The sequence below is a fragment of the Allobranchiibius huperziae genome (assembly GCF_013410455.1).
Classification (GTDB): Bacteria; Actinomycetota; Actinomycetes; order Actinomycetales; family Dermatophilaceae; genus Allobranchiibius; species Allobranchiibius huperziae.
In genome coordinates, this window is the sequence record NZ_JACCFW010000001.1 from 1643484 (window position 1) to 1661422 (window position 17939).

Genomic DNA, 17939 nt, shown 5'->3' on the forward strand with positions numbered 1-17939 from the left:
GGAACGCCATGAGCACCCCCACCCAGCACGACGCGCCCGCCCCCGACTTCGTCCGCCGCCACGTCGCGCCCACCGAGGACGACGTCGCGGTGATGCTGAAGGCCGTCCACCAGCCCAGCCTCGAGGCCCTTCTGGACGCCGCCGTCCCGGGCCGGATCCGCGCGGACCACCCGCTCGAGCTCCAGGCCGCACCGTCCGAACCCGCGGTCATCGAGGAGCTGCGCGCGATTGCGGCGCGCAACTCGGTGCGCACCAGCATGATCGGCCTCGGCTACTACGGCACCCACACTCCTGCGGTGATCCGCCGCAACATCCTGGAGAACCCGGCCTGGTACACGGCATACACGCCCTACCAGCCGGAGATCTCCCAGGGCCGGCTCGAGGCACTGCTCAACTTCCAGACCGTCGTACGCGACCTGACCGGCCTGCAGACGGCCGGTGCGTCGCTGCTCGACGAGGCCACCGCCGTCGCAGAGGCCATGACGCTGATGCGCCGCGGCAGCAAGGCGTCCGCCGACGCGGTCCTGCTGGTCGACCAGCACGTCATGCCGCAGTCCATCGCCGTCACCCGCACGCGTGCCGTGCCTCTCGGCATCGAGCTCGTCGTGGCGGATCTGCGTGGTGTCGACGACGCGGCCTCCCTGCGCCAGGCCGCGGGAGACCGCGACGTCTTCGGTGTCGTCGTGCAGTACCCGGACGCGTCGGGTCGCATCGTGGACTGGACCGCGCTGACGCAGGCTGCCCACGAGGCCGGCGCCCTGGTCACGGCCGCTGCCGACCTGCTCGCGTTGACGCTGCTGACCGCGCCCGGCAGCTGGGGGGCCGATGTGGCCGTCGGCACGACCCAGCGCTTCGGCGTGCCGATGGGCTTCGGCGGACCGCACGCGGGCTACATGAGCGTGCGCGCCGGACTGGAGCGCACGATGCCGGGCCGCCTGGTCGGCGTGAGCGTCGACGCGGCCGGCAACCCGGCGTACCGGCTGGCTCTGCAGACCCGTGAGCAGCACATCCGCCGTGAGAAGGCGACCTCGAACATCTGCACCGCCCAGGTGCTCCTCGCGGTGATGGCCGCGATGTACGCCGTCTGGCACGGCCCGCAGGGTCTGACCCGGATCGCGCGGGAGGTGCATGCGAAGGCCACCGCCCTCGCGGCGTCGCTGCGCGATGCGGGTGCCCAGGTCGCTGAGGGCGACTTCTTCGATACTCTCACCGTCACCGTCGCCGGGCGCGCCGACGACATTCGCTCCGGAGCGCTGGAGCAGGGCGTGAACCTCTGGCGGGTCGACGCCGACACCGTGTGCTTGAGCGTCGATGAGACCACCACATCGCAGGATCTTGCAGCGGTGGCAACGGCGTTCGGCGCGCGGGCACCGCAGTACGACGCTGCAGCCCTTGGCGAGCCGGACTGGGCCGACGCCCTGCGGCGCACCGACGACATTCTGACCCACCCCGTTTTCCACAGTCACCAGAGCGAGACCGCGATGCTGCGCTACCTGCGCACGCTGGCCGACCGCGACTACGCGCTGGACCGCGGGATGATCCCGCTCGGTTCCTGCACCATGAAGCTCAACGCCACCACCGAGATGGAGGCGATCACCTGGCCGGAGTTCGCGAACCTGCACCCCTTCGCGCCGGCCGACCAGACCGAGGGCATCCGCTCGATCGTTGCCGACCTCGAAGGCTGGCTCGCCGCGATCACCGGCTACGACTCGGTGTCCCTGCAGCCGAACGCAGGGGCGCAGGGCGAGTTCGCAGGACTGCTCGCGATCGCCGCCTACCACCGGGCGAACGGTGACCACGACCGGCGGGTGTGCCTCATCCCGGCGTCCGCGCACGGCACCAACGCCGCCAGTGCGGTCATGGCGGGCCTCAAGGTCGTGGTGGTCAAGACCGCTCCGACCGGCGAGGTCGACCTGGAGGACCTGCGGGTCAAGATCGCCCAGCACGGCGACACGCTGGCCGCGGTGATGGTCACCTACCCCTCGACGCACGGTGTCTACGAGGACACCATCACGGAGCTGTGCGAGCTCGTGCACGAGGCCGGCGGCCAGGTCTACGTCGACGGTGCGAACCTCAACGCGCTCATCGGGATCGCCGAGCCGGGCAGCTTCGGAGGCGACGTGTCGCACCTGAACCTGCACAAGACCTTCTGCATCCCGCACGGCGGTGGCGGCCCCGGCGTGGGGCCGGTCGCCGTCCGCTCCCACCTGGCGCCGTACCTGCCCAACCACCCGTTCGCCGAGGAGGCCGGTCCGAAGACGGGTGTGGGCCCGATCTCGGCCGCGCCGTACGGCTCGGCGTCGATCCTGCCGATCTCGTGGGCCTACGTCCGCCTGATGGGCGGGCAGGGTCTGACCGACGCGACGCGCACCGCGATCCTGTCGGCCAACTACGTCGCGGCGCGGTTGCGCGACTCCTACCCGGTGCTCTACTCCGGCGAGGACGGCCTGGTCGCCCACGAGTGCATCCTCGATCTGCGCGGCCTCACCAAGTCGTCGGGGATCACGGTGGACGATGTCGCGAAGCGCCTGGTGGACTACGGCTTCCACTCGCCGACCATGTCCTTCCCGGTGGCGGGCACGCTGATGGTCGAGCCGACCGAGAGCGAGAGCCTGGATGAACTCGACCGGTTCTGCGAGGCGATGATCGCCATCCGTGCCGAGATCCAGCAGGTCGAGGACGGCGCCGTACCCGCCGCGGACAGCGCGCTGCGGCACGCGCCGCACACCGCACAGTCGCTGACCCAGGACTGGGAGCACCCGTACTCCCGCGCCGAGGCGGTGTACCCCGCGGGCGTGGACCCGATGCGCAAGTACTGGGCACCCGTGCGGCGCATCGACGGCGCGTACGGCGACCGGCACCTCATCTGCTCGTGCCCCTCGCCGGAGGCGTTCGAGGACTGAGCGCGAATGTCAGCGGATTCCTGGCGTATCCGCCAGGAATCCGCTGACAACCGTGTGCCGGAAGCGCGAGTTATACGCGAATCGTGCTGAGGTATCTGCTGATCCGGCCGATCGCCTCGGTGAGCGTGTCGACGTCCGGCAGCGTGACCAGGCGGAAGTGATCCGGCGCGATCCAGTTGAAGCCCGTCCCATGGGTGACCAGGATCTTCTCGGCTCGTAGCAGGTCGATGACGAACGCCTGGTCGTCCTGTATCGGGTAGATCTGCGGGTCCAGCCGCGGGAAGCAGTAGAGCGCGCCCTCGGGCTTGACGCAGCTGACGCCCGGGATCTCGTTGAGCAGCCGCCACGCGAGCATCGACTGCTCGTAGAACCGCCCGCCGGGCACGATGAGCTCGTCGATGGACTGGTATCCGCCGAGGGCGGTCTGAATGGCGTGCTGGGCAGGCACGTTGGCGCACATCCGCATGTTGGCCAGCAGCGTGAGGCCTTCGAGGAAGTCGGCCGCCAGGTGTCGTGGTCCGGTGATCGCCAGCCACCCGGATCGGTAGCCGCACACCCGGTAGGCCTTCGAGAGCCCGCTGAAGGTCAGGCAGAGCACGTCGTCGCCGGCGAACGTCGCGGCGTGGTGGTGGACCGCGCCGTCGAAGAGGATCTTTTCGTAGATCTCGTCGCACATCAGGACCAGTTCGTGGCGCCGGGCGATGTCCACGAACCCTCGGACGATCTCCTCGCTGTAGACCGCACCGGTGGGGTTGTTGGGGTTGATGAGCACGAGGGCGTGCGTGTTCGGGGTGATCCGCGACTCGATGTCGTCCAGGTCGGGATTCCAGCCGTTGGCCTCGTCGCAGCGATAGTGCACCGGGGTGCCCCCCGCCAGCGTGACCGCCCCGGTCCACAGGGGATAGTCCGGCGCCGGGATGAGGATCTCGTTGCCGTCGTCGACGAACGCTTGAAGCACCAGGGAGATCAGCTCACTGACGCCGTTTCCGATGAAGACGTCGTCGACCTCGACACCCGTCAGGCCCTTGCCCTGGTAGTAGTTCGCCACCGCCGTACGCGCGGAGAAGATGCCTCGGGAGTCGCTGTAGCCCTGGCTCTTGTGCAGGTGGTGCACGACGTCCCGCTGGATCGCGTCGGGCGCCTCGAAGCCGAACGGGGCGGGGTTGCCGATGTTCAGCTTGAGGATCGAGTGCCCCTCGGCCTCGAGGCGTTCGGCCTCGACGAGGATCGGTCCGCGCACGTCGTACCGGACATGTTGGAGCTTCGCCGACTGCTTGATCTCACGCACGGCGGACAGCCTCGCACAGCGTGAACGCCCGGCAGGGGCACCGCCGCGCGTGGCGCGTGTGTCGTTACGCGACCGCGTCCTGCGCGGCGGGGATGACCTCGATGTGGGACCCGCTCTCGGTCTTGCGGACCTGTACGCGGCTGTGGATCCTCGCTCGCAGCTCGCCGACGTGACTGACGATGCCGACACTGCGTCCGCCGGCGCGCAGCCCGTCGAGCACTTCCATGACCTGGTCGAGGGTCTCCTCGTCGAGGGATCCGAAGCCCTCGTCGACGAACAGCGTGCCGAGCGGGCGGCCGCCGGAGTCGTGGAGCACGGCGTCGCCGAGCCCGAGGGCCAGGGCGAGGGAAGCGGTGAACGCCTCACCGCCGGACAGGCTCGCGGTGTCGCGGGCGCGACCGGTCCAGGCGTCGAGCACCCGCAGGCCGAGGCCGCTGCGGGCACCGCCTCGCGCCAGCTCGTCGCTGTGTTCCAGGGTGAAGCGGCCGTCGGACATCACCTTCAGGTGATCGTTGGCGAGGGCTGTCACCAGCTCCAGGCGGGCGGCCAGCACGTAGGACGTCAGGCGCATCCGCAGCAGGTTGTCGCCGTGGCCGGCGGCCGTGTCGGCCAACGGGCCGAGGACCGCGAGCTCCTCGAGCGCGGGCCGGGATCGTTGCGCCAGCTCGCGGACCGCCGCCACGATGCTGTCCAGGTCGCGCACGGCACGGTCGGCGGTGGACACGGCCTGCGCGGTCGTCGTACGCCGATGCTCGGCCGACTGTGCCGCATCCTCCAGGGCGGGCAGATCCGGAGCGGGCGCCGTCTCGGCGTCGGCGACGTTCGGCTGGTCCAGCACCCCGACCGCCCGGTCGTAGGCCGCGCGCTCCGTCGCCACCGTCTGCTCGAGGTGCTCCATCCGATCGGCGGTCAGGAGCGCATCCACGGCGTGCGGCAGATCGGGGAAGTCCTGCGCCGTGAGGATCTCGGACAGGTCACCGGCCGCCTTGCGGTCGTCGTCCTGCGCGACTCGCCAGGTCTGGTCGGCGGCCTGCAACGTCTCGCCCGCCCGCTCCAGCCCCTGATGGCGCTCCAGCGGGTCGCCCTGGTCGACGAGGTCGCACCAGCACTCCTGCGCATGCCGGCCGCGGCGGTCGGCCATGCGCCGCTCGATGTCGGAGAGTCGCTCGCGGGTCTCGGCCAGGCGCGACACCGCTGCCGCGTGACCGGCCTGTGCCCGGGCGTGTGCCTCCTGCGCCTCGGACGTCGCGGCGGCGGACTCCGCGAGCAGCTTCGTGAGCGTCTGCCGGTGATCCCGTGCCGAGATCGCAGCGGCGACCGCGCGCCGGGCGACGGACAGGAGCTCACGGAGGGCGTCGGCGTCGGGGGCCGCCTCCTCTGCAGCCCGCCCGGGGATGGCCGCCAGGGCGAGGCGGTGGGCCGTGACGCAGTCCTCGTGGCGGCCCTGGGCGATGGCCAGCGCGGTCTGTGCGTCCGCGTAGATCGTCCGTGCTGCTTCGGCGTCAGCCTCCGCGCGCTCGACGTCGGCTGCGGTCACCGCGTCGTCGACGGGCATCGCCGGTGCCGGGTGCTGCTCGGATCCACAGACAGGACAGGGGCATCCGGGTCGCAGCTCGCCGCCGATCTCGCCGACCATGCCCGCCAGCCGTCGGCGTCGCAGCTCGAGCACCTGCTCCTCCGCGGCGACATAGACCGGCGTGACCTTCGCGGTGTGCTCGCGGGCCGCCCCGACGACATGGAGTGAACGCTCCAAGGACTCGTGGGCGGACTGCGCCGTCCTGATCGATTCGACGACCCGCTCGGCGGCGCTGACGGCGTCCGGACCTGGATCCGCGGCGCCGGCCAGTTCGGCCTCGATCCGCTCGACCCGATCACGCAACTGATCGAGGTGGGCCACCACCGCCGCCAACTGCTCGGCGGTCGCGGACGCCTCATCGCCCTGACGACCCACGCTCTTCGCCTCGGCGGCCGCTCGAGACTCCAGATCGCGTAGACCCGTGAGTGCTCGACCGCCGTCGGCGATCGCACAGGCCAGCGCGGACCGGTCCCGCGCCGAGTCGAGCGAGTGAGCGGGGCCCACGAGCGCACGCGCCTGCGCGACGGAGGCTTCGAGGCGCGATGACGCCGCATCGAGGGTCGCGGCTGCTTCCCGGCGCCGCGCGGCGACCGGCCGGACGACAGATGCGCGGCGGGACGCCCGCACCGCCTCCCGCTGTGCGCAGCGCTCGTCCTCCCGCGCGGCGTACGCCTGCAACACCGCGCGGGCCGCGCGGGCCTGCTGCTGCAGTCCCACGAGCCGACCGGCCTGCTGCAGTGCATCTCGGGCGATGTCGCGCTGCCGGTCCGCGTCGTCGGCGTCGACGAGGGCGCGGGTCGCGTGGTCGGCGGCCAGCCGGCGGCAGTCCACGACCGTTGCGAGGAGTGCGGTGACATCGGGCGCATCAGCGGTCTGCGGCGGGTCCTGCGGTGCCGGCAGGTCCAGCTCCGCGAGCAGGTCGACGAGTCGGTCGGCCTGATGGGCGATGGCCGTGCTGGTCTCGCGGACCTGCGTGCTCAGCTCCCGCCGGCGCTCGGCGAGCCAGTCCTGCGCCGCGGTGAAGCGCTCGATGTCGAAGAGCCGGCCGAGCAGCGCCGCACGGTCCTCGGGCTTCGCGCGCAGGAAGGTCGCGAACTCGCCTTGGGGGAGCAGCACCACCTGGGCGAACTGCTCCAGCCCCAGGCCGAGGTGGTCGGTGACGATCTCGGCCGCCTCGTCCATCCGGGTGCTCTGCGCGACCCACTCACTGCCGTGCAGCACTTCGAGCAGGACGGTGGCGGGGCGTTTGGTGGTGCCGGTGCCGCGCTTCTTGGGAGCGTCCCATTCCGGACTGCGTCGGATCCTCAGTCGCTCACCGGCGGCGGTGAATTCGATCCGTACGTGCGACGGGACGCTCGGGTCGGCGTGGTCGCTGCGGATGGTCTCGCGATGACCGGTGCGGCTGCCGGGAAGGGCGCCGTAGACGGCGTAGCAGACCGCGTCGAGGATCGAGGTCTTGCCGGCTCCGGTGGCGCCGTGGATGAGGTAGAGCCCTGCCGCGTCCAGCGCGTCGAAGTCGACCCGCTCGAGGCCGGCGAAGGGTCCGAACGCCTGCAGCTCCAACAGGTGAAGCCTCACGCGACGCCCCGGTCGCCCGAGGTGGCCCGGGCAGCGCCCTCGTCGGCCCCGGCGTCGCGGGCGGTGCGGCCGCGCTCGAACGCCGCGGCCCAGACGGCGCGCTCGGCGTCGGTGGCGGCTACCCCGCCGCGTACGTGCTCGGTGAAGTCGCAGCAGAGGTCCAGGTCGTCGCGGCCGTCGACCCGCTCCGCGTAGCTGCGGCGGTCGATGGGGGTCGCGGCCTGGGCGAACCCGAGCGTGAGGGTGTGCGGGAACCGGCGGCGTACCTGCTCCATCGCCGCGGGCGGTCGCGTCGGGTCCGTGAGGATGACCTCGCACCAGGCGTCTTCGTGCTGGGTGAGGGCCGGGTCGGCGAGCAGATCGGCCAGCACGCCGCGCAACCGGGCGATCGGTCGGTGTACCGGAGCCTCGATCAGCTCGGTGCGCACCTGCCCGTCCTGCAGGTCGAGCAGCACCGAGGACTTCACCTGACCCGCCTCGGAGAAGGACATCGCCACCGGCGACCCGCTGTAACGCACGCCGTCGGCCAGCTCCATCGGCCGGTGGATGTGGCCCAGCGCGGCATACGTCATGCCCGCGAAGACAGCGCGCGGCACCGCGGCGACCCCGCCGACGGCGATGTCGCGCTCGGAGTCACTGGTGGTGGCTCCGGTGACGAAGGCGTGCGCCATGACGATCGTCGGGGTCGGTCGGCTTGCCGCGTCCGCGCGCACTCGGGCCATCGCGGCGCGCAGCACGTCGGCGTGCGTGGGCGCGGCGTCCAACGCGGGTGCCACCACGGACGGCTCCAGGTAGGGGAGCGGGTAGACCGCCGCGCCGCCGAAGTCGACCGGCCTGCCGATCCCGTCCAGGGAGGTGCGGATGTGCAGGCCCGCGCGCTCCAGCACCCGCGACCCGAAACCGAGTCGCGTCGCGGAGTCGTGGTTTCCGCTGGAGAGCACGACCTGCGCACCGGCGTCGAGCAGCCGCACCACGGCCTCGTCCAGCGCGGCCACGGTCGCTGGGGCGGGCAGGGCGCGGTCGTAGATGTCACCGGACACCAGCACCGCGCCGACCTTCTCCTGGCGCACCACGTCGACCAGGTGGTCGAGGTAGGCCACCTGCGCGTCGAGCAGCCCGGCACCGTGGAAGGAGCGGCCCAGGTGCCAGTCGGAGGTGTGGATGATGCGCACGTTCCGAAGGCTAGGAGCCACCTCCGACAGGCCTGCGCATTTGCCCCGGCGTGTGGCGGCGTTGCCATGGGCGACGGTCTGCCAGGGTGAGTCCGTGATGCATTGGTCAACCGAGCGCGACATGCGTCTGCGGCATGAAGCAATGGCCTGGCTCAGTGCTCGAACGCACGACGGATCCATGCCCTTGTCGGGTGAAGACCTCGCAGATTTCCGGTTCGATGGAGAGCGGCTCGCCCTGATCGACCGTCAACGGGGCATCCGAAAGCCTGCTGTGCTCGACGCGGCCCTCTCGATCCGAACCGTTTACACCCCGCCCGGTCGACCGAAACCGTACGACGACCTGACTGGACTGGATGAGCGGCTGCGTTACAAGTGGCGCGGGACCGAGTCGCAGCACCCAGAGAACGTCGCGCTACGGCGTGCAATGGACCAACGACTCCCTCTGATCTGGTTTTTCGGGGTAGGCCGAGGTCAACACCAACCGATGTACCCGGTGTACCTCGTGGCGGAAGAAGCCGCGCAACATCAATTCGTCGTGGGATACGAGCCGGAACTAGCATCCGCCGATCCAGACTCTCCCGTCGAGGCTGCGCTGCGCCGGTACGTCCTGCAGGAGACGAAAGTGCGGCTGCACCAGCCTGTCTTCCGGGCAACGGTGATGCGCGCCTATGGAACGCGATGTGCCGTGTGCTCGCTACGACACGGCGAGTTGCTGGACGCCGCCCACATTGTTCCGGACTCGACGGAGGGCGGGATCGCATCGGTGACTAACGGGCTTGCTTTGTGTCGGATCCATCATGCCGCGTACGACCGTCGCATCCTCGGCATCCGGCCGGACTACGTCGTGCAGATCCGCCACGACCTCTTGGATGAGATCGACGGGCCGATGCTCGAGCACGGCTTGAAGGGCCGGCACGATCAGCCTCTGATGGTGCTTCCCGAGATTGGTCGCGAACGTCCCGATCGTGACCTGCTCGCGCAGACATGGGAGCACTTCACCTCGGGCGGCACCGGCTAGCGGCAGGAACCGACCAGGCGCGGCGCAGGAAAGTGACCGCAGGGCCGACAACCCACCGTCCGAGAGCCGGCCGGCGCAGGAAAATGGTCGCCGGGCCGACAACCCGCGACCCGGGGAAGGGTGTCCGGCGGATCGGGTGCGACCGCGATTCGTGGTCGGTGCTACGAACAGGTCGCCGACACCCCGTAGGTTGGGCCCGATCCTCGAGGAGGCCTGATGGGCGCGGAAGTTTCTGGCACGACGTACACCCGCGAGCAGCGGCAGCGCTACCGCGAGAAGGTGCGCCAGGACCTGGACGTCTTCGAGCGGATGCTGGCGACGCACCGCTTCGAGTACGAGCAGCAGCTGACCGGCATGGAGATCGAACTCAACCTGGTCGGCAAGGACGCCATGCCGTTGATGTCGAACGCCGCCGTACTGGAGAGCATCGCCGACACCGACTATCAAACAGAACTCGGCCGCTACAACATCGAGCTCAACGTCAGCCCGCGTCCCATGCCCGGCGACTCGGCGATCCAGCTGGAGCGCGAGCTGCGCGAGAGCCTCAACCGCGCCGAGGCAAAGGCCAACGAGGCCGGCGCGCGCATCGTGCAGGTGGGCATCCTGCCCACCCTGATGCCCGAGCACTTCTCGCCGGACTGGATGAGCGCCAACGCCCGGTACGCCGCACTGAACGAGTCGATCTTCGCCGCGCGTGGTGAGGACCTCTTCATCGACATCGAGGGCACCAGCGGCGAACGCCTTGCCATGTATGCCGATTCGATCTACCCCGAGTCCGCGTGCACGTCCGTGCAGTTGCATCTGCAGGTGCAGCCCCACCAGTTCGCGGCCTACTGGAACGCCGCCCAGGCGCTGTCCGGCGTACAGCTCGCGGTCGGTGCCAACTCGCCGTACCTCTTCGGCAAGCAGTTGTGGCAGGAGACCCGCGTCGAGCTCTTCCTACAGGCGACCGACACCCGGTCGGTGGAGCTGAAGTACCAGGGTGTGCGGCCGCGGGTGTGGTTCGGGGAGCGGTGGATCACCTCGATCTTCGACCTCTTCGAGGAGAACGTGCGCTACTTCCCGGCGCTGCTGCCCGAGACCAGCGAGGAGGACCCGATCGCTGTGCTCGACGAGGGGCGCGCGCCCGAGCTGGCCGAGCTGAAGCTGCACAACGGCACCGTCTACCGCTGGAACAGGCCGATCTACGACACCGTCGACGGCGCACCGCACCTGCGGGTGGAGAACAGGGTGCTGCCGGCCGGTCCCACGATCGCCGACACCCTGGCCAATTCGGCGTTCTACTACGGCGTCGTGCGGATGCTGGCCGAGCACGACCGGCCGGTGTGGTCCCGGATGAGCTTCGCCGCTGCCGAGCACAACTTCACCGAAGGCGCCCGACGGGGGATGGACGCGACGATCTACTGGCCGGGGTTCGGCGAGGTCGCGTCCGAGGAGCTGGTGCTGCGCCACCTGCTCCCGCTCGCGCACGAGGGACTGCGCAAGTGGGGCGTCGCGACGGCGGTCCGCGAGCGCTACCTCGGCATCATCGAGCAGCGCTGCCGGGTGGGGCGCAACGGCGCGAGCTGGCAGGTCGAGTGCGTCCAGGCGTTGGAAGCCAAGGGCCTCAGCCGGCTGGACGCCCTCGCGCAGATGGTGGAGCGCTACCTCGACGGCATGCACAGCAACGAGCCCGTGCACACCTGGGAGCTGCCCGGCTGACGCCTACACGCCCTCGCGGGTCGACCGGTTCCACACCTGGATGCACGGATTGCCGTGGTAGTAGCCGAGCATCGAGATCGCGCCGGCGTCCAGCATGAGGCGGGCGCCGAGACGCGGCACGTTCTGCAGGAACACCGTGGCGAGGATGCGCAGGGAGTGGCCGTGCGCGACCACGACGACGTTGCCGTCGTCGAGCATCGGGATCGAGCGTTCGATGATGTGGCTGACCCGGGCGGCGACGTCCTCGACCGTCTCGCCGGGCGTCTTGCCGGGCACCACACCGTCCTTGAAGATCTCCCAGCGCGGGTCGCCGGACCGCTCACGGATCTGGGGAGTGGTGAGACCCTCGTAACCGCCGTAGTCCCACTCGCGCAGGTCGGCGTCGATCGTGTAGTCGGTGATGCCCGCGAGCTCCGCCGTACGTCGTGCGCGCTGCATGGGCGACACGAACGCCGCCACCCGCGGCATGTCCCGGATGACCTCGCCCGCCCGGCGCGCGCAGTCCTCACCCTCGGGCAGAAGCGGCAGATCCGTCGTCCCGGTGTGCTGGCCGGTGCGCGACCACTCCGTCTCGCCGTGCCGGATGAGGATCAGGCTGTATGTCGGACTGTCGGCGCTCATCTGGGCAATCTAGTGGCAGCCTGTGAGGCGTGCCGACGTACATCGTGTTCCTGCGCGCGGTCAATGTGCGGCCGCGGTGGGTGAAGATGGCCCTCCTGCGCGAGCTGCTGTCGGACAACGCGTTCAGCGACGTCGAGACCTACATCCAGAGCGGCAACCTGCGCCTGCAGACACCGATGCGGTCGGCGGTGAAGGTACGCGCCGAGCTGGAGCGGCTGATCGAGGCCGAGTTCGGGTTCCAGGTGCCCTGTGTCGTGCGCACTCCCGCGGCGCTGGCCGAGGTCGCGGCGTGCGCCGAGGGCCTGGCGTCGCCGTTCCCGGACGACGAGGCGCGTCGTTACGTCACGTTCTGCGCCGAGCCGGTGAAGGCGGACGCCTCCGACCTGCTGCACGACTGGGAGGAGCCGGGCGAACGGCTGCGGGTCCACGGGTCGGAGGTCTACTGGTGGCTGACCAAACCGGCGCACGAGGCGAAGATGACCAACGCCCGACTGGAGAAGACCGTCGGTGATGCGACCACCCGGGACATCAAGGTCGTGCGCACGCTGGCCGAGCGCTGGGGGAGCTGAGCCGATCCGCTGCGAGGGCGCCGCATGGTCCCTCGTGGCGTGCCCTTACGTGAGCAGGGTTCTGGGGCGGCGCCGCGCGGTCCCAAATGCACGCCGTACGACGCTTCCTGGCCGCGTTTCGGCACCGAGCGGGCCTAAACGCACGTCGTACGACGCTTCGTGACCGCGTTTCGGCACCGAGCGGGCCCACACACACGCCGTACGACGCACGTCAGTCGGGTCAGCCGTCGTAGAGCTCGAAGTCGGCGAAGTCGAAGCCCGGGGTCACCACGCAGCTGACCAGCACCGGTTCGACGCGGCCGTTCAGCCCGAACGGCGATGCGCGCTGCCAGTGCCCGGCGGGCACGAGCGCCTGGGGCACCGCGAAGTCGCGGTCGAGGGCTGGACCCATGCCGAGATATTCGGTGGTCCTGCCATCGGGCACCTGTCCGTCGCCGCCGAGCTCCAGCGCGAGCAGACCGCCGTGTTGGTGGATCCACAGCTCGTCCGAGGTGACTCGATGCCATTCGCTCTGCTCACCCGGCATCAGCAGGTAGAGGATGGCCGTCGCCAGCGATCGGTGCCCACCGGACCCACCGGAGAGGAAGTCCGGGATCTGCAGGTCGCTGCGGTAGGTCTCGCGGAACCAGCCGCCCTCCGGATGCTCCTGCAGGTCGAGCCGCTCCGCCCAGTCCGGCAGTTTCTTCCGACCGCTCATCGTCGTCCCCTAACGTGTGCCGAATGGCGAGGTACTTCGACGTGCACCCTAGGGATCCCCAGCCGCGCAGCATCGGCCAGGCGGTGGCGATCGTGCGCGACGGCGGGCTGCTCGCCTACCCGACGGAGTCCGGCTACGCGCTCGGCTGCTCGCTCGACAACCCGGACGGCAAGGAGCGGATCACCCGGATCCGGCAGCTGGACAGCCACCACCACTTCACCCTGGTCTGCCACGACTTCGCCCAGGTGGGACAACTGGTGCACTTCGACAACCGCGTCTTCCGCTCGGTCAAGGCTGCGGCGCCCGGCTCGTACACGTTCATCCTCCCGGCGACAGGTGCCGTGCCACGCCGGCTGCTGCACCCGAAGAAACGCACCGTCGGCGTCCGCATCGCCGCCCACCCGGTCGCCTGCGCGCTGCTGGAGGAGCTCGGCGACCCGATCCTCTCGAGCACGCTGATCCTGCCGGACCACGAAGAGCCGATGACCGACGGCTGGCAGGTCAAGGAGGAGCTGGACCACCAGGTGGACGCCGTCATCGATTCCGGCGAGTGCGGCGACGAACCCACCACGGTCGTCGACTGGTCGGGCGAGACGCCCGAGGTCGTGCGGGTCGGGTCCGGCGATCCCGCACCGTTCGAATGACGCTGCCGGACGACGGGTTCGACAGTTGGGGTCTGCCCCCACACCTGGTGACTTCCCTGCAGACCATGCATTCGCACCCACTGGGATCTGCGATCCACGCTGCCTGGATGCGATTCCCGTCGCCGGTCGACGATCGCTGGACGCGGATGCCGAGCTGAGCGCCCGGGGTGTTCGGCGTCGTCGCCTTCACCGGTCATGCCATCGTCTGCGCGCCGGACGACCTCAGCAACGAGGAGCTGGCCACGTCGGGCGCGGACGGGACCGGAGGAGCCCACCATCCCGCCATTTGCGATGGCTCTGCTCGGAGGTCATGGAGTCGTGCACTCGCTGGACCTCCTGATGGTCGCGTCGGGCACCGGCCGCGACCTCGAGGCGACCGACGGCCTGCTCATGCGGCGTCCGGATCTCGATGACCATCCCCGGGTGCGGTACGCGGCGGCATTCCGCACGGCCGCGCGGGCGTTCGGTCTGCCGGACGGCGACGACGTCGTGGTCTCCCTGAGCACCGGCATCGGCCTTCTGCAGGAGATCGGGGTCGAGGTGGCACCGGGCGCACGGGGTCAGTGCCTCGGTGCAGAAGTCCTGCGTGCGGCCTCGGCGCTCATCCCGGAGGGGCACCCGCTGATCGCTTCCGCGGCTCCCGGCAACGTGGTCGCCGTGCAGGCCCTGCTGGCCAGCGACTACGAGGCCGTGGGCTCCCGCCAGGTGGTGGTGCGCGACCTGCGGTGATCCAGATAGAGCAGGTGCGGATATAGGCAAAGCTGCTGCTCAGGCGCGGAGCGACTGTCCGGGAGCTCTGCACGCACCGCAATAGGGTGAGGGTCATGACGCGCGCTCTCTTCGTGACCGAGCATGGTGACCGTTCGGTGCTGGCGGTCCGTGACCACGACGTGCCCGCGCCCGCACCCGACGAGGTGCAGGTGCGGGTCGTGGCGACGGGGGTGAACTTCATCGACGTCTACAAACGGGAGGGCGTCTATCCCGGTCCGACCCCGTTCGTGGCGGGTGAGGAGGGTGCCGGCACCGTCGAGGCGGTCGGAGCCAAGGTGTCCGACATCCGCCCGGGCGCTCGCGTCGCGTGGGCCTCCGGGGCCGGGTCGGCTTCCGAGCTCGTCAACGTGCCGGCCGCCGCTCTCGTCCCCGTGCCCGACGGCGTCGACCTGCCGCAGGCCGCCGCAGCCATGCTCCAAGGCATGACCGCGCACTATCTGGTCGAGTCGACCTACCCGGTGCGCGAGGGGGACATCGCCCTGGTGCACGCGGCGGCCGGGGGAGTCGGACAGCTGCTCGTCCAGCTCATCGTGGCCAAGGGCGCTCAGGTGGTCGCGACGGCGGGCACCGCGGACAAGCTGGCCATCGCCTCACGACTGGGTGCGCAGCACACCATCGGCTACCACGACTTCGACGGCAAGCCGGAGGAGCTGGCCGCCGCGGTGCGCGACGCAGCCGGCCGCGGGGTCGACGTCGTGTATGACGGTGTCGGTCAGGCCACCTTCGATGCGTCGTTGCGCTCGCTGCGACCGCGTGGGCTGATGGCGCTCTTCGGCGCGGCCAGCGGACAGGTGCCGCCGTTCGATCTGCAGCGGCTCAACCGACTCGGCTCCCTCTTCGTCACGCGCCCGACCCTGGCCTCCTACATCGCGACCCGCGAGGAGCTGCTGTGGCGTGCGGGGGCCGTGCTCAGTGCAGTGGAGCGCGGGTCGTTGCACGTCGACGTCAGCGCGAGCTACCCGCTCGACGAGGCCGTTGCGGCGTACGAGGCCCTCGAGGGTCGCGCCACCACCGGCAAGCTGCTGCTCACCCCGTAACCGGTCACGCCGCTCACCGCGAGGTGACCGTGCACCCGGGCTGAGGTGCGCCGCTCGCGGGGAAGGCGTTGGCCAGTGCTCGGGCGATGCCGAGCGACCGGGCGCGGTAGCCCGGTGTCGTGTAGTGGATGTCGTCGGTGTGGGTGTACCAGTCCGGTCGCACCTCGCTGGCCCAGTCGTAGACCCGCAGCTCGGGATAGCGCCCGCACGCCCCCAGCAGCGCGGAGTCCCAGGCGGCCATCTTCGGCTCGGCGTTCGGGCCGGTGCTCACGAGCGTGCGGGTGTCGACCCAGAGCACTTTCTGTCCACCGATCCTGCGCATCACCATGTCGATCCGGCCGGCCGCGTCGGGCGTGCCTCCGACGGACATGTTCGCCGCGTCGTTGTTTCCCAGCGCGATGATCCAGCAACCCCGATACCCCTGCGCGACATAGCGGTTCACCACGTCTGCGCCGCTGGCCTGGCCCTGGTAGTGCTCCACGATCGCCCGCGCACCGGAGATCTCCGGGATGAACGTGCGGACACCCACCGCCCGCAACCGCGCGTCCTCGCGGTCGGAGGGCTCGGGCAGGTAGTCGACCGAGACAACCCCCTCCGAGGTGGAGTCACCGATGTAGAGCACCGAGCTGCAGCTGGTCCTGAGCGGACCCGGGTGGGTGGCCGGCGGAGTGCTGGATCCCGGCGCGTGAGGCTGTGTGGAGGCGGGGGAGGAGACGGGCGGGGAGACCGGCGGGAAGGCCGTCGGTCCGAATGCCGTCACCGGGTCGGGGCGGCCGGCGTGCAACGCCGCCGGCAGGATGAGCGCGATCACGGCGACCGCCAGAAAGGTCGCGACCCCGAGGAGAGTGCGTCGACCACCGGCGCTCATCACGAGCGCACCATGTCCCGCTCGACCGCGGTCAGTGCCGGCGCCGGGCGGGTCGCCGCGCGCGTGGCGAACGCGCCTCGGAAGCCCAGTCGGCGGATCGGATCCTCCACCAGCGTCCACGAGAGGGCTGCGAGGGCGACCGTGACCGCGACGTTCGCGAGCGACAGCGCCCACCCGTGTCGGTCCGTGAGCCCCTGGGAAAAGACGATCACCGGGGTCTGCCACAGGTAGATGCCGTACGACCGCTCGCCCACCCAGCGCATCGGCGCACTCCCGAGGACGGCGCCGAGCATTCCGCCGTCCTGCACCGCGGCCATCAGCACGACGACTGTGGCGAGGGAGAGCAGCAGGAGTCCCCACGGGTAGAGGAAGGCGCTGAACTGATCGGTGCGCCAGACCAGTACGCCGATCGCTGACAGTGCCCCGACTGCACTCACGTCGAGCGCCACCCGTCGGCTTCGTCGCCGGTCGCCGCGCCGGAGCGAGGGCAGCCAGAGCATCGCGGCCAGCGCGCCCACGAGCAATGCCCCGGCGCGGGTGTCGGTGCCCTCGTAGGCACGGGTCGCGCCTTCGACGCCCGGTGCGAACAACGTCCAGGAGAGCGCGAACGACCCTGCCGCGAGGAGGGCGGTGACGGCCGCGACCACCCGCACCCGTCCACGACATACGAAGAGCAGCAGGCCGAGCACCGGTGGCCACACCAGGTAGAACTGCTCCTCGACACTGAGCGACCACAAGTGCTCGAGCGGATCGACCGCCTGGGTGTTCGCCGCGACGTACGCCTGGCCGATCGTGTTCCAGTTGGCGACGTAGAACACCGCGGCCAGCGCGTCTCGTATGCGGGTCGCGAAGGCCGCCGGGTCGAGGATCGCCGTGCACGCGAGCACCACGACGAGCAGCACCACGACCGCGGGCAGCAGCCGGCGTGCACGACGGATCCAGAACGTGCGCAACCGCAGGCTGCCCAGCCGCTCGAGCGAGCCGAGCAGGATCGAGGTGATGAGGAATCCGCTGAGTGTGAAGAAGATCCCGACGCCGAGGATCCCTCCACGAGCCCAGGGAAACCCCAGGTGGGCGCAGATCACGAGGGCGACGGCGACGGTGCGGACACCGTCGAGCCCCGGTAGATAGGTCGCGTTGCGGTCAAGCGGTCGTGGCACGGTCCAAACCCCCGAGTCGGTTCCGGCAGCTGCACCCCCGAGGTGCAGCTGCCCCTCGTACGACGCCGCTCCGGAGGACCTCGTTGGGTCACGTTCCACCGACCCGGACCCGACGGCGCAGCTCGGCGCGGCCAGCGGACGGCGCCGTCCTTCGACGACCACACCCGCAGGTGGAGCTAAGGGGGGTCGTGATGGTGCGGCCTTCTGGCGCCGACGCAATGGGCCGGCGGAGGCGTGTGGACAACCATGACAATTGCGCCGCTACGTGAGGGGGATGCGGATGACCTTTCCTCGAATCATCAGCAGGGCCAGGAATATTCGCCCAATTCCCCCTTG

14 protein-coding genes are annotated in these 17939 nt (G+C 70.3%); 7 read left to right on the plus strand and 7 right to left on the minus strand.

The window, feature by feature from the left end; all coding sequences use genetic code 11:
* Positions 1 to 8 precede the first annotated feature (8 nt).
* Positions 9 to 2903 (plus strand): aminomethyl-transferring glycine dehydrogenase, encoded by a 2895-nt coding sequence (gcvP, locus tag HNR15_RS07845; RefSeq protein WP_179480579.1) that lies wholly within the window; start codon positions 9 to 11, stop codon positions 2901 to 2903.
* A gap of 70 nt (positions 2904 to 2973) precedes the next feature.
* On the opposite strand, the gene HNR15_RS07850 is transcribed toward gcvP, so the two are convergent.
* The 3 genes from HNR15_RS07850 to HNR15_RS07860 form a co-directional block, all read right to left on the minus strand.
* Positions 2974 to 4191, minus strand: a complete 1218-nt coding sequence (locus HNR15_RS07850) for an aminotransferase class I/II-fold pyridoxal phosphate-dependent enzyme (protein ID WP_179480581.1) — start codon at positions 4189 to 4191, stop codon at positions 2974 to 2976.
* A 64-nt stretch (positions 4192 to 4255) separates the two neighbouring features.
* On the minus strand, positions 4256 to 7345 hold the full coding sequence (locus HNR15_RS07855) for an AAA family ATPase (protein WP_179480583.1): 3090 nt from the start codon (positions 7343 to 7345) through the stop codon (positions 4256 to 4258).
* Entirely contained in the window at positions 7342 to 8517 is a 1176-nt protein-coding gene (locus HNR15_RS07860; RefSeq protein ID WP_179480585.1) for an exonuclease SbcCD subunit D C-terminal domain-containing protein, read from the minus strand. The genes HNR15_RS07855 and HNR15_RS07860 overlap by 4 nt, the downstream gene beginning before the upstream one ends.
* 97 nt (positions 8518 to 8614) lie before the next feature.
* Here HNR15_RS07860 and HNR15_RS07865 point away from each other — a divergent pair, with 97 nt between their 5' ends.
* Positions 8615 to 9535: an HNH endonuclease gene (locus HNR15_RS07865; protein WP_218884138.1), complete on the plus strand. Its 921-nt coding sequence runs from the start codon at positions 8615 to 8617 to the stop codon at positions 9533 to 9535.
* Positions 9536 to 9751: 216 nt separating this feature from the next.
* Positions 9752 to 11236: a glutamate-cysteine ligase family protein gene (locus tag HNR15_RS07870; protein ID WP_179480587.1), complete on the plus strand. Its 1485-nt coding sequence runs from the start codon at positions 9752 to 9754 to the stop codon at positions 11234 to 11236.
* A 3-nt stretch (positions 11237 to 11239) separates the two neighbouring features.
* Here HNR15_RS07870 and HNR15_RS07875 read toward each other — a convergent pair whose 3' ends face one another.
* A complete protein-coding gene (locus HNR15_RS07875) occupies positions 11240 to 11857 on the minus strand; it encodes a histidine phosphatase family protein (RefSeq protein WP_179480589.1) in 618 nt (205 codons plus the stop codon).
* A gap of 29 nt (positions 11858 to 11886) precedes the next feature.
* Between HNR15_RS07875 and HNR15_RS07880 the strand changes: the two genes are divergently transcribed.
* Positions 11887 to 12426 carry a DUF1697 domain-containing protein gene (locus tag HNR15_RS07880; RefSeq protein WP_179480591.1) on the plus strand — a complete coding sequence of 180 codons (540 nt, stop codon included), beginning with the start codon at positions 11887 to 11889 and terminating at the stop codon, positions 12424 to 12426.
* 220 nt (positions 12427 to 12646) lie between these two features.
* Here the strand turns inward: HNR15_RS07880 and HNR15_RS07885 are convergent, their stop codons facing one another.
* The gene (locus HNR15_RS07885) at positions 12647 to 13123 is read right to left on the minus strand and encodes a cupin domain-containing protein (protein WP_179480593.1); all 477 of its coding nucleotides are present in this window, start codon (positions 13121 to 13123) and stop codon (positions 12647 to 12649) included.
* Between the two features lie 23 nt (positions 13124 to 13146).
* Here HNR15_RS07885 and HNR15_RS07890 point away from each other — a divergent pair, with 23 nt between their 5' ends.
* From HNR15_RS07890 to HNR15_RS07900, 3 genes are all read left to right on the plus strand, one after another.
* Positions 13147 to 13767 carry an L-threonylcarbamoyladenylate synthase gene (locus HNR15_RS07890; protein ID WP_179480595.1) on the plus strand — a complete coding sequence of 207 codons (621 nt, stop codon included), beginning with the start codon at positions 13147 to 13149 and terminating at the stop codon, positions 13765 to 13767.
* A gap of 291 nt (positions 13768 to 14058) precedes the next feature.
* On the plus strand, positions 14059 to 14496 hold the full coding sequence (locus HNR15_RS07895; RefSeq protein WP_179480597.1) for a hypothetical protein: 438 nt from the start codon (positions 14059 to 14061) through the stop codon (positions 14494 to 14496).
* A gap of 95 nt (positions 14497 to 14591) precedes the next feature.
* Complete coding sequence (locus HNR15_RS07900; protein ID WP_179480599.1) at positions 14592 to 15575, plus strand: quinone oxidoreductase family protein; 984 nt, start codon at positions 14592 to 14594, stop codon at positions 15573 to 15575.
* Between the two features lie 13 nt (positions 15576 to 15588).
* Here the strand turns inward: HNR15_RS07900 and HNR15_RS07905 are convergent, their stop codons facing one another.
* Together HNR15_RS07905 and HNR15_RS07910 are read right to left on the minus strand one after the other, a co-directional pair.
* Positions 15589 to 16443: an SGNH/GDSL hydrolase family protein gene (locus HNR15_RS07905; RefSeq protein ID WP_179480601.1), complete on the minus strand. Its 855-nt coding sequence runs from the start codon at positions 16441 to 16443 to the stop codon at positions 15589 to 15591.
* On the minus strand, positions 16443 to 17603 hold the full coding sequence (locus tag HNR15_RS07910; protein WP_179480603.1) for an acyltransferase family protein: 1161 nt from the start codon (positions 17601 to 17603) through the stop codon (positions 16443 to 16445). Before HNR15_RS07910 ends, HNR15_RS07905 begins: the two co-directional genes overlap by 1 nt.
* Positions 17604 to 17939 lie beyond the last annotated feature (336 nt).